Genomic DNA, 11,841 nt, shown 5'->3' with positions numbered 1-11,841 from the left:
TCATTCTATAGGATTTTTTCTGTCGATAGTTTAGCTATATTATCGCACCCTGTATCGAAAACGCCAATCAATGTGTTTTTGGTACTAATAGTTGAATATCAGTGTGCTGTCCAAAGAAGCGATTCTTGGTTGGTAAGTATAGGAAAGGCGTATTTTATTAACTTTTATTTTTGGGATACCCTTTTTTTAGTTATGCAAAAAGGCAAATTACTAATCAGAGGAAAGTCGCCGTTCAATCCATCTATTTTTCTTTTTTAGATCTTGAATATTTTCATTGAAATTTTTTGCATAAATCAGTGAGAAAAGAGTATCTAAAATATATTCAAAAGCAACTTGTGACGAGAAAGTGCTGACTTTTATAAAATCCATTTCATCTTGAGCAAAAGCGATCGTTTGTCGGGCTAAAGGAATTAAATTAGAACGAGCATTTCCAGTCAGTAAGACTGAAGGGACATTTTCGTTTAAAAAGTGTTTTAAAATCCGTTCATATTGAGGAACTCTAGCTCGATAAGTAATAAATAATGCACAATCTTTTTGTGTAAGATTAACGGCATTCCAATCCTCATCAGAATATTCATCTGCGACGATCAAAAATTTATTGATTTTGACCAATTTATTTTGAAAACTCCGACCACAGATTTGCGAATCGCCTTGGGCAAATAAAAAAATTCGTTCGGCATTTGCAAGTAGGGCAGCTGCAGCGGCTAGGGAGTCTTGGTCTAATTGTGCATATGTTCGTTTAACGGTATCAACTGCTAAGTCAGCCATTTTTTTGGCTATTTCTTGCGTTGAGTCTTGTGGTAAAAAAGGAAAATTAGCATCAACCTGATCTTCACGGTATAGATTACTGTGGGCAACCGCTGAAATCGCCACTCGAAAGTCACGAAATCCTTCGTAGCCCATTTTTTTGGCTAACCGGATTACTGAAGAATGAGAAGTATAGGTCTTTTTAGCGAGTTCATCCACATTGATCGAAGGGATTGCCGATAAATGGTTCAAAATATATTCCGCAATTCGTTTTTCTGTTGTCGTTAAGTCTGCTTGGATTTTCAATTTATCAATTAATAACATAGGCACACCTTTCATCATTATTCTATTGTTATCATACCTTAAATATCTTGATTCCAGAAGTTAAACAAAATCAAAGCGAATCACTTTGGTACAAATGTTCAAAAATTTGTTGAGATCGATCGAATGATTGAAGAAAACGACCTGTTTGTTCTAGATTCCTTTTTTCTAACGTATCTTTTTGTATACTTAGGACAGCAATAAAATACTGGAGGAATCTGTTATGTTAACTATCGCTTATATCGGGAACGGCAAGAGTACAAATCGGTATCATTTGCCTTTTTCAACTAAACTCAAAGATAAAATTAAAATAAAAACGATCTATTCACCAAGTGGCAAGATTACTTGGGACAAAATACCAACTGTCAATTATACGAAAGATATCAATGATATTTATAATGATTCTGAGGTTCAACTGGTTGTTGTTACCACACCGAGTCCGTTACATTTTGAATTAGGAAAAGAAGCTTTGGAACATGGAAAGAATGTTTTGATAGAAAAACCATTTACGGAGACGTCAGCAGAGGCCAAAGAGTTATTTCGATTAGCTGATGAAAAAGGTCTATTTGTTCAATGCTATCAAAATCGCCGCTATGATTCTGATTTTTTGACTGTCCAAAAAGTGATCGAAAGTGGTGTATTAGGAGATCTTTTGGAAGTGGAAATGCATTATGACTATTTCCGTCCAGAAGTCCCAGCAAGTGTTACGTCTTTTTCGATTGGCACAAGCTATCTCTACGGTCATGCTTGTCATACGTTAGATCAAGTCATCTCCTATTTTGGCGAACCAGATGATGTTCATTATGAAGTAAGACAGCTTTTAGGTGATGACCGGATGAATGATTATTTTGACTTGGATTTATTTTATGGTCGCATGAAGGTTTCAGTAAAATCGAGTTATTTCCGTTTGAAAGAACGTCCAAGTTTTATTGTTTATGGTAAAAAAGGTGTCTTTGTAAAAGAAACAAAAGATCGGCAAGAAGAACATTTAAAAATGTTCTATTTACCAGAGCATGAAGATTTTGGCATCGACTTGCCTGAACATTATGGTACTTTGACCTATATCGATGATGAAGGTATTTACCACGAAGAAAAAGTTGTTTCAGAAATCGGCGATTATAGTCGTGTATATGAAGATATCTACCAAACATTGATCAATGGAAAACCTAAGTCCGTTAAAGATGAAGAGACCATTTTACAAATTGAAATGTTGGAAAAAGGAATTCAACAAATCGTTCAATAATGATTGAAGAAGGAGGGAATGAATATGAAATTAGCGATCTTAGGGTCAGGGAAAATCGTGCATGATTTTTTACCGGTCGTTAAGGATATACCGGAGATTGAAGTCAAAGCAATTTTTGGGACCGTTCGTAGTATCGGAAAAATGGAAATTTTACAAACACAATTTTCAATTGATCAAGTTTATACGGATATCGAAGAATGTTTAGCAAGTGAAGCATTCGATACGGTTTATGTGGCATTGCCCAATCACTTACATTTTAGTTTTGCCAAAAAAGCATTAGAACATGGAAAACATGTTATTTGCGAAAAGCCTTTTACGTTACAAAATGCTGAGTTGTTAGAACTAGAAAAATTAGCGTCAGAAAAAAATTTAGTATTGATCGAAGCGATCACCAATCAATATCTACCAAATTTTAAGAGCATCAAAACAGCATTAGAGACTATTGGTCAATTAAAAATTATTGAATGCAACTATTCTCAGTACTCTTCACGTTATGATGCCTTCAAAGAAGGAACGATTTTACCGGCCTTCAATCCTAAAATGGGCGGTGGAGCATTGATGGATATTAATATCTATAATATTCATTTGGTCGTAGGACTGTTAGGAAAACCGTTGAAAGTAAATTATTATGCGAATGTTGAACGTGAAATCGATACGTCAGGTATGCTAGTACTAGATTATGGAGAACAAAAAGTTGTTTGTATCGGTGCGAAGGATTCATCCGCTTCGATTCGTTCAACGATCCAAGGGACAAAAGGAGCAATTATCATAAATGGTCCAACCAATACATTGGAGAGTTTTACAATTGAATCATTAGGGGCAGTGCAATCCATAAACGACAACCAGCATACTCATCGTATGTATGAAGAATTCCTGGTATTTAATCGAGTTATTCAAGAAAATGATCAAAAGTTTGTAAAACAGCAATTAGCTCATAGTAAAATCGTAATGGAAATTGTGGAGGCAGCTTTGGCGGATGCTAAGATATCACTAGGTTAAATCCACAAGCGTTCAATAGTTAAAAAAGCTATTTCCATGAACTTTTCTTCTAGCTAGAGCTCTTAAAAGAAAGTAAAAATTTTGAGCGCTTGATAAATTAAATTAAAAATAAATAACAAAAATAGAGTCTCGAATGAGGCTCTATTTTTGTTATAAAGTAAGCAACTATGGATCTATTTCAGATAGTCTTTTCTTTATCGATTAAAAAGCTACATTTATCAAAAAAGTAATTTAGCCATTCCACAAAGCTTTTTGTCTCTTCGTCCACAAATCGTTGAAAAGCTAGTTTGAAGATCAACACAATCAGTTCTGCTGTAGTATCACAATCATTTTGATCGACTAAACCTGCACTTTTTAGAGCGTCTTTGATTGTTTCAGTCAACTCGAACATCTTTAAAAGTTCTCTTTCTAATAAGTCAGGATGATTTTGAATAATGTGATATCTAGTTATTATCCTCTCACGTTCAGCAGAAAACATGGGTGCTGTAAGGTCAATAAAGGCATCTACCCCAGTTCTGATATAATTAGAATTGCTATTATCCTGTTCTTTGATATATGCTGCTACAGATTTACCTAATTTATTGTCAGCATCAAATAATACATCAGACTTATCTTTAAATTGGCGATAGAATGTTCGCTTTGTCACGCCTGCTAATTGGGCAATTTGCTCAATAGTTGTGTTCTCATAGCCATTTTCAATAAATAATTTGTTAGCAGCCAGTTGCAATTTTTCTTTACTTTTCATGGATGAATTCTCCTCGGTGTCACTTTGAGACATTTTTTGTTGACAGTATAAAAAAATGGTAGTAAACTCCTGAATGTCACTTTGAGACATTATTCTATCAAATAAGGATGGTAAAAACAATGAAAATCACACTTTTAGGTTCTTTAGGAAATATCAATCGTAATTTAGTTCCACAATTAATTGAAGCAGGTCATGATGTTACTGTTATTACTTCAAGACAAGAAGGGGTAAAACCACTTCTGGCTCTTGGGGCTAAGGCAGCTCTTGGTACCAATACTGATTCAGATTTTTTGACTCGAACTTTTGAAGGAAGCGATGTTGTGTATTTGATGATTTCAAGCAAAGCATACAGTCCGACTGAGACTTCTATGCTAGATCTAGCAGATATTTATAGTCAAGCCATTCGAAATTCCGGTGTAAAGAAAGTAATTAATCTAAGTTCCGTGGGGGCACAAACGCCAGAAGCTGGTATTTTATACCAATATCATTATATGGAAGATGCATTAAATGCAATAGAAGAAGTTGCAATCACTCATATACGGCCAATGGGTTTCTATACGAATCATTTTAGTGAATTAGAAACAATTAATTCTGAAAATACAATCTATGAAGCAATCGCTAGTGATACCAAACGAGCGTGGGTCGATCCTGCTGATATTGCAGACTGTATATTTCAAGAAATACTCAATCTTCATTCCAATCAGACGGTTAGTTCGGTGAAATATGTAGTTAGCGATTGGGCAACTGGACAAGATTGGATCGATGCACTAGCTGAAAACGGACTTACGGTTAAGTACATTAAGATTACTATAGATACTTTAATTGCTAATTTTATGGAAGCTGGATTGCCTGAAACTGTTGCGAAAGGATTTGGCCAAATGGCACGGTTCCAACAAACTCCGGATAAATTATATGGAGAAATCACCCAGTCCAACTACTTTTTAGGAAAAGTAAAAAATAAAGACTTCGCAAAGGTATTCGCTAATATTCAGAAAGCACAAACTTCAAAAAATAATTAGCGTATGAACTGATCAGCGACTATAAGGGGAAGTAGACTTGCTTTCGAGCAGATAGTTAGAAAATCTCTTCTAAGTCTTTTCTTATAATAGTAAAAGTATTTTCATCGGCCACTCGGAAAATCACCCGAGTGGTTTTTAAGTATTATTTATAAAGAAATACCAGGAAGAACCATATGCCTTATATAAGATTGATCTGTGGAAATATTGAATATAATTAAAGTGTAGAGCAGGTTTTAGATGACATGTCTTATAGACTTTTAAATTATCAGCTAAACCTTTAACATTTAATAGAAAAAATGAACGTTGACCCTTTTTCAGGACTACTTGAAACAGTAACCTCTCCATCAATAAGCTCTAAAATTCTTTTCACGATCGATAATCCCAGTCCTAAGCCTTTAGCTTCTGAATTTTTTTGTTTTTGATAAAACTTATCAAAAATTTTGTTTTTTGTTTCTTCATCCATCCCAATACCAGAATCTTTAAAAGAAACAATATATTTTTCTCTCACTACTTTAGATGAAACTGATATTGCGCCATTTTCAGGTGTAAACTTAATTGAATTAGTTAAAATATTTGTCCATAATTGCTGCATCATGGACTTATTTCCATAATATGCCATTGGAACCAAATCTACATTTATGGCAATATTTTTGTGGGTAAGTTGAGGCATTAAAAGGATGATAACCTGTTTCAATTGTTCTTCTAAGGCGTAGGACTGCATTTCAACAACAATTTCTTGAGATTCCAAAGAAGTTAATAACATAATATTATTGGATAATTCACTTAGCCGAGCAGACTCATTTGCGATGATTTTCAAATAGTTATTTTTATCGTCTTCTGGGATATCAGTCTTTAGTAGCAACTCGGCAAAGCCTTGTATTGAGGCAATAGGTGTTTTAAATTCATGAGAAAAGTTATTAATAAAATCACTTTTCAAGGTAGTTACGCTATTCAACTCATCAGTCATTTTATTAAAATTTTTGAATACATCCTTGTAAGGGCCACCTTCAGCAACATCCAATTTTACAGTATAATCACCATTGGCCACATCATTTATTCCATCAGTTATTTTTGTGGTATATTGAAATGATTTTTTTGATACAAAGTAGAAAACAATAATTAATACAATAATGATTAAATAACTAGCACCTAGTTCCTTTTCAGGATAATATTTTTTTCTATTATTTAAAATATAATTTTGAAAAAAAGCATTCCATTGTATGGCCATATTGACCGTAATAAAAATAATTGTTGATTGAAAAAAGACCCATAGTCTAAAGGGGTTTTTTTTCTTATTTTTTTTCTTAAACCAAGATTTCACCTTTATAGCCCAATCCTTTAACCGTTTTAATTTTAAACTCTTCAAAAATTTCACACTTCTTCCTAATACGACTTATGTGGGTTTTTATGGTATCTTCACCGCTTTCAGAATCAAACCCCCAAATCTCATCTAATAATTGGTTTTTTGTAAATATTTGATTTGGATAAGATAGAAGCTTAAATAGTAAAGCAAATTCCTTTTTTGGTAATTCAATCCCATAATTATTTTTACTAATCATGTAGGTATCTTCATTCAAAATAACTTCACCAATTTTTATTTGACGAGCTACTTCAATATGGGCTCTGCGCATTAAGGCCTCGACTCGTAATATCAACTCTTCATAATTGACAGGTTTTGTTAAGTAATCATCTGCTCCAGAATGGAATCCTGTTCTTTTATCGGAAATAGTTTGTTTAGCCGTCAACATAATGATGGGCATTTTATACCCAGATTGACGAATTTCAGTGACCAAATCAATTCCATCCATACGAGGCATCATTATATCTGTGATCAATAAATCTATATGGGTTGTTTCAATTATCTCCATTGCTTCCAAGCCATCGTTCGCCACAATAATCTCATAAAAGGCTTTTAATTGCGCTTGAATTAATAGTTGAATATTTTTTTCATCTTCCGCGATTAATATAGTTGCCATTTAAAATTCCTCCTTTTTTATAAGAATACTTGTTAAAAGAAAACTCAAAGTAAATTAAGGGTTTAATATTTATAATTTTAACATGACTTCTATAGTAAGAAGAATCTATTAAAGCCTTATTTGTTTTCAGAAATTTTTTTGTTTACTTACAGTTTACTTATAAAAGTTATTCTCATTTCAGCAAAAAGATAAACAGAAAAGGAGTCTTATTTATGAATGCTATTGAAATAAATAATCTTACTAAAGATTTTGGGCATGGTCGTGGAATATTCAATGTTAATTTTGCTGTTAAAAAAGGAGAAGTTTTTGGCTTTTTAGGACCCAATGGTGCTGGTAAAACAACTACCATACGTCATTTAATGGGGTTCACACAACCTGACCAAGGAAGTAGTAAAATTTTAGGTTTAGATGCAAGTAAAAATTATGCAAAAATCATGGAAAATATCGGCTATTTACCGGGCGAAATTAATCTTCCAGAAGGATTAACGGGCTGGCAATTTATTAGAATGATGCAAAAAATGAGGAAATCAGAAAATGACGATTATTTGAATTACTTACTAAAACGATTTGAATTGGATCCTGAGGGAAGTACTAAAAAAATGAGTTTAGGCAACAAACGAAAACTTGCGATTGTAACTGCCTTTATGAATGATCCTGAGGTTCTCATTTTAGACGAGCCCACAAGTGGTTTGGATCCAGTAATGCAAGAACAATTTGTTCAATATATGATTGAAGAGAAAAAAAGGGGAAAAACTATTCTTCTTTCTAGCCACATTTTCCCTGAAATTGAAGCGACTTGTGATCGAATTGCTATTATAAAAGATGGTCGATTAATTTCGGAAATAGATGCTAGTACACTGAAAAATGAAGATGAAAAAAAATATGCGTTGCAAGTGAGTTCCAAAACAGAATTAAATTTGTTAAAGAAACAATTACATTCAATAAATATTCAATTCAATCCAGTTGGAATGGGACTTGAAATAAGTACTCGTAAAGAGAAATTAAATGAACTTTTTTCAGAACTAAGCCAATTTAAGATTACAAAATTCAAAGAGATCCATTTTAACCTGGAGGAATATTTTTTAGATTTTTATCGTTCGGATAAACTATTTAAGGGGTTGGAAAAATGATAACGCCAATAATAAAAGTAGAACATTTAACAAAAGATTATGGAAAGCAAAAAGGGATTTTTGATTTTAATTTTGAAATAAAAAAAGGAGAAGTCTTTGGGATTGTCGGCGTAAATGGTAGTGGAAAGACCACGACTTTGCGTCAGATGATGGGCTTTTTAAAACCAACAGCTGGGAATATATCTATTTTAGGAAAAGATGCATGGAAAAATCCAGCTGAATTAAAAAAACATATAGGTTATGTCCCAGGAGAAATTGCTTTCCCGGATACTAAATCTGGGAATACTTTCTTAAAAATGCAATCAGAACTACTACACTTAAAGGATGCTACTAAAATTAACCGGTTAATCCAAGATTTAAAATTAGACACCTCAGCAGATATAAAAAGGATGAGCAAAGGAATGAAGCAAAAAACTGCGATTGTCGATGCTTTTATGTCTGAACCTGATATTTTATTGCTAGATGAACCAACTACCGGTCTAGATCCTGTAATGAGAGACATATTTATTCAATTAGTTTTAGATGCAAAAGAAAAAGGGACAACCATTGTAATGAGTAGTCATATGTTTAATGAGTTAGAACCAACATGTGACAAAATAGCGTTTATTCAAAATGGAAAAATGATAGATATCATTGACCAAAGTAAAATCCAAACAATAAATACGTTCCAAAAAGTAACTATTAAATTGAAAAAAAGAACTGACTTTAAAAAAATTATTAAAACAAACGTGAACATTCTTAGCAGAGATGATTCAAAAAATACTTTAACAGTACAAATAACGGACAAAGAATTCAACATTTTTACTGATCAGATCAAACAAGTTGAGATTGAAAATATGACATTTGATCAACGTGGTTTAGACGATTATTTTGAAGAAAAATTAAACTTGGAGGTTTTATAAATGAGTTTTCCATTACTTAAACAATCAATCAAAGCAAATATATCCTTATGGGGTATCGTAACAGTTATTATGAATGTCATTCTAGCTCAATTACTATTAATGGACGGAATGTCACAATTAGTTCCGACCATGTATTATGGAATGTTATGTTTAATGATGTGTGCGTTGTATATTGTCATAGCAACAAATAATTTATTAGCTGGGCAAGTTGATAGAGGTTCTATGGCATACATTCTTTCCACACCGATCAAGCGGTCTAAAGTGGTGATCACTCAACTGATTTATCTAGCAGGTTCTCTATTTGTAACCTTTTCTTTATTAACGATTAACTTTTTACTTTGTAATCAAACACTTTCGGCTCAGGCATCCTTTGCAACAGATACCATCGTTTATATGAACTTGGGAGCTCTTTTAGTTGCACTTGCTTTAAGTAGTATTTGTTTTATGACCTCAGGGATTTTCAATTTATCTAAATATTCTATTGGATCTGGTGGAATGATTGTTGTAGCCTTTTTACTATTAGCATTAATCGGTTCATTTTCAAATTATGGAGTAACAGGGCTAGATGTATTTAAAGATTTAACGATTGTGTCTTTGTATAACATCGGGGATATCATTGCTGATAAAGGACAATGGGTTGCGCAACTGAGCATTTTAGGAATAATTGCTATCATAGGATATAGTGTAGGTGGAATTTGGTTTACAAAAAAAGATTTACCTCTCTAAAATGGGATGTATAAATCACTTAAACACTACTCAAAAGTTAGGAATGGCTTAACTTTTGGGAAGTGTTTTTTTTAGCTTTTAGTAAAAAAGCTTTGTAATTATCCCAGTAACCCTCAGTTAACGAAGCTCTAAAAAAAGCAAAGTTTACACTAATGTTACTTGAATAAATTAGTGTAAAGACAAGAAGAACAGGGGGAGTGAACCAATTGATCACACTAACATTACTAGCCGTGAGCTACATTATATATCAAGCAAATAAATTTTTTTCTTTTTTACGTAACATCATAGATTAGTCTAGTTATTACGTTGCTATTTCTAACGAGCATAAGACTACCTATCGAGTGGCTCAGTCCACAAGTTTATAGTTAAAAGGAACTATCGTTTGCTGTTAAATGAAAAAAGATTTAGTTACTATTATTTTATGCGAAACCTCACTTGCATTAGTAATTATTTATGGAAAAGATGGGTACTCTAAATTAATTAAACGAAAAAAATAATAATAAGAACGCTTTTTTTGTTGACTTGGAGTGTACCCCAAGTTGTACTATCCAAAATATAATAATAAGGAGATGATCGCATGGAAATGATAACTTTAAATAATGGTATTGAAATGCCTCTTTTAGGATTAGGTGTGTTGAGAACCACCGCAGATGAAACAGAAGAAATGGTAAAAACAGCATTACTTAATGATTACCGATTAATTGATACGGCAGCTGGGTATATGAATGAGAAAGCTGTTGGTAAGGGGATCAAAGCAAGCGGTATTCCAAGAAAAGAAATTTTTTTAACAAGCAAATTATGGATTACTGATACAGGCTACGAAAATACATTAAAAGCGTTTGAACGAACGTTAAAATTATTAGATACTAATTATTTAGATTTATGGTTGATACACCAGCCGTACGGTGATGTATTCGGGTCATGGAAAGCAATGAATGAATTATTAGATAAAAAATTGATTCGTGCAATTGGGGTCTCAAATTTCTATGAAGATCAATTGATGAATTTGATTTGTAATGGTGGTGGAGTAGTACCAGCTGTCAATCAGATTGAAACACACATATATAAACAAAATAGAAAAGAATTAGAATTTATGACTCAAGAGGGTATTACGATGGAAGCATGGTCACCTTTTGCATCGGGAATAGAAAATGTCTTTGAAAATGAGATTCTAATGGATATGGCTACTAAACGGAATGTATCAGTTAGCCAAATCATACTTAGATGGTTGACACAAAGAGGAATTATTGCCATTCCTAAGACGACACATGTCAACCGTATGATTGAAAATATAAATAGTTTTGATTTTAAACTTACAGATAGTGATATGGAAATAATCAGCCAACTAAATAAAGATCACTCCGTGTACCCTAGCCACAGAGACCCAGAATTCATTAAAATGTTAAGTCAGCAAAAACTCACATTCGAGGTATAAAATAAAAGAGTTGACGCAAGGGATGCGAGGCTATATATTACATACTATCAATTATAGAAAATGATTGATCGCTTCGTTTTAAATAAATGACTAATAATAAACCAGTTTGGAGAGAAGAGTACTATGGTTGTAAAAGAAATTAATTTTCCAGTTTCTATGAAGCAAGCAGCTAAGCTCGCTAATACTACAGAAGATACTATTAGGTATTATGAACAAATTGGGATTATTGTACCTATAAAACGTGCTGCAAATGGGCGAAAACAATTTTATGAAAACAATATTGAACAAATTCAATTTATAATTCAAATGAGGAAAGCCGGTTTGGGAATTACAGCCTTAAAAGAATATATTTCTTTAATAATGGAAGATAGTGAAAGTACTATTCCCCAACGAAAAGAACTATTAGAAAAAGAAGGACAAAAATTACTAGATAATGTTGATTTAATTTGCGCATCATATCAGTTATTGCAAAAGAAAATAGAAAATTATCAAGCTCATATGGAGAAAAACGAAGTACATTTTCACCAATCAAAATAAAGATTACCACCATTAAAATGGAAAAAGACGATTGAGAAGCGTTATAGCTAACTCGATCGTC

12 protein-coding genes are annotated in these 11,841 nt (G+C 32.8%); 8 read left to right on the top strand and 4 right to left on the bottom strand.

Going from position 1 to position 11,841, the window contains the following annotated elements:
* Positions 1–210: 210 nt before the first annotated feature.
* A complete protein-coding gene (locus RV04_RS04910) occupies positions 211–1,071 on the bottom strand; it encodes a MurR/RpiR family transcriptional regulator (protein WP_071857352.1) in 861 nt (286 codons plus the stop codon).
* A 220-nt stretch (positions 1,072–1,291) separates the two neighbouring features.
* On the opposite strand from RV04_RS04910, the gene RV04_RS04905 reads away from it, so the two are divergent.
* Positions 1,292–2,311 (top strand): Gfo/Idh/MocA family oxidoreductase, encoded by a 1,020-nt coding sequence (locus RV04_RS04905; protein ID WP_071857351.1) that lies wholly within the window; start codon positions 1,292–1,294, stop codon positions 2,309–2,311.
* Between the two features lie 24 nt (positions 2,312–2,335).
* A complete protein-coding gene (locus RV04_RS04900) occupies positions 2,336–3,310 on the top strand; it encodes a Gfo/Idh/MocA family protein (protein WP_071857350.1) in 975 nt (324 codons plus the stop codon).
* A 178-nt stretch (positions 3,311–3,488) separates the two neighbouring features.
* On the opposite strand, the gene RV04_RS04895 is transcribed toward RV04_RS04900, so the two are convergent.
* On the bottom strand, positions 3,489–4,055 hold the full coding sequence (locus tag RV04_RS04895) for a TetR/AcrR family transcriptional regulator (RefSeq protein WP_071857349.1): 567 nt from the start codon (positions 4,053–4,055) through the stop codon (positions 3,489–3,491).
* 119 nt (positions 4,056–4,174) lie between these two features.
* Between RV04_RS04895 and RV04_RS04890 the strand changes: the two genes are divergently transcribed.
* Positions 4,175–5,074, top strand: coding sequence for an NAD(P)H-binding protein (locus RV04_RS04890; RefSeq protein WP_071857348.1), 900 nt, complete (start codon positions 4,175–4,177; stop codon positions 5,072–5,074).
* Between the two features lie 277 nt (positions 5,075–5,351).
* Here the strand turns inward: RV04_RS04890 and RV04_RS04885 are convergent, their stop codons facing one another.
* Positions 5,352–6,440, bottom strand: coding sequence for a sensor histidine kinase (locus RV04_RS04885; protein WP_143139487.1), 1,089 nt, complete (start codon positions 6,438–6,440; stop codon positions 5,352–5,354).
* Positions 6,379–7,050 carry a response regulator transcription factor gene (locus RV04_RS04880; RefSeq protein WP_071857346.1) on the bottom strand — a complete coding sequence of 224 codons (672 nt, stop codon included), beginning with the start codon at positions 7,048–7,050 and terminating at the stop codon, positions 6,379–6,381. The genes RV04_RS04885 and RV04_RS04880 overlap by 62 nt, the downstream gene beginning before the upstream one ends.
* 212 nt (positions 7,051–7,262) lie before the next feature.
* On the opposite strand from RV04_RS04880, the gene RV04_RS04875 reads away from it, so the two are divergent.
* The 5 genes from RV04_RS04875 (at position 7,263) to RV04_RS04855 (ending at position 11,780) form a co-directional block, all read left to right on the top strand.
* Positions 7,263–8,180: an ABC transporter ATP-binding protein gene (locus RV04_RS04875; protein WP_071857345.1), complete on the top strand. Its 918-nt coding sequence runs from the start codon at positions 7,263–7,265 to the stop codon at positions 8,178–8,180.
* The gene (locus tag RV04_RS04870; RefSeq protein WP_071857344.1) at positions 8,177–9,082 is read left to right on the top strand and encodes an ABC transporter ATP-binding protein; all 906 of its coding nucleotides are present in this window, start codon (positions 8,177–8,179) and stop codon (positions 9,080–9,082) included. Before RV04_RS04875 ends, RV04_RS04870 begins: the two co-directional genes overlap by 4 nt.
* Entirely contained in the window at positions 9,083–9,808 is a 726-nt protein-coding gene (locus RV04_RS04865) for an ABC transporter permease subunit (RefSeq protein WP_245791045.1), read from the top strand.
* Between the two features lie 577 nt (positions 9,809–10,385).
* Positions 10,386–11,243: an aldo/keto reductase gene (locus tag RV04_RS04860; RefSeq protein WP_071857343.1), complete on the top strand. Its 858-nt coding sequence runs from the start codon at positions 10,386–10,388 to the stop codon at positions 11,241–11,243.
* Between the two features lie 123 nt (positions 11,244–11,366).
* The gene (locus tag RV04_RS04855; RefSeq protein ID WP_071857342.1) at positions 11,367–11,780 is read left to right on the top strand and encodes a MerR family transcriptional regulator; all 414 of its coding nucleotides are present in this window, start codon (positions 11,367–11,369) and stop codon (positions 11,778–11,780) included.
* The last annotated feature ends 61 nt before the right edge of the window (positions 11,781–11,841 follow it).

Origin of the sequence: Enterococcus hermanniensis, assembly GCF_001885945.1 — a bacterium.
GTDB lineage: Bacteria > Bacillota > Bacilli > Lactobacillales > Enterococcaceae > Enterococcus_A > Enterococcus_A hermanniensis.
The sequence above is the reverse complement of the archived record's forward strand: the minus strand, read 5'-3'. Positions and strand labels throughout refer to the sequence as shown.

Coding starts and splice junctions, on each gene's coding strand:
- RV04_RS04890 (WP_071857348.1), top strand. CDS start 4,175: ATGAAAATCACACTTTTAGGTTCTTTAGGAAATATCAATCGTAATTTA.
- RV04_RS04905 (WP_071857351.1), top strand. CDS start 1,292: ATGTTAACTATCGCTTATATCGGGAACGGCAAGAGTACAAATCGGTAT.
- RV04_RS04865 (WP_245791045.1), top strand. CDS start 9,083: ATGAGTTTTCCATTACTTAAACAATCAATCAAAGCAAATATATCCTTA.
- RV04_RS04860 (WP_071857343.1), top strand. CDS start 10,386: ATGGAAATGATAACTTTAAATAATGGTATTGAAATGCCTCTTTTAGGA.
- RV04_RS04910 (WP_071857352.1), bottom strand. CDS start 1,071: ATGTTATTAATTGATAAATTGAAAATCCAAGCAGACTTAACGACAACA.
- RV04_RS04900 (WP_071857350.1), top strand. CDS start 2,336: ATGAAATTAGCGATCTTAGGGTCAGGGAAAATCGTGCATGATTTTTTA.
- RV04_RS04875 (WP_071857345.1), top strand. CDS start 7,263: ATGAATGCTATTGAAATAAATAATCTTACTAAAGATTTTGGGCATGGT.
- RV04_RS04870 (WP_071857344.1), top strand. CDS start 8,177: ATGATAACGCCAATAATAAAAGTAGAACATTTAACAAAAGATTATGGA.
- RV04_RS04855 (WP_071857342.1), top strand. CDS start 11,367: ATGGTTGTAAAAGAAATTAATTTTCCAGTTTCTATGAAGCAAGCAGCT.
- RV04_RS04895 (WP_071857349.1), bottom strand. CDS start 4,055: ATGAAAAGTAAAGAAAAATTGCAACTGGCTGCTAACAAATTATTTATT.
- RV04_RS04880 (WP_071857346.1), bottom strand. CDS start 7,050: ATGGCAACTATATTAATCGCGGAAGATGAAAAAAATATTCAACTATTA.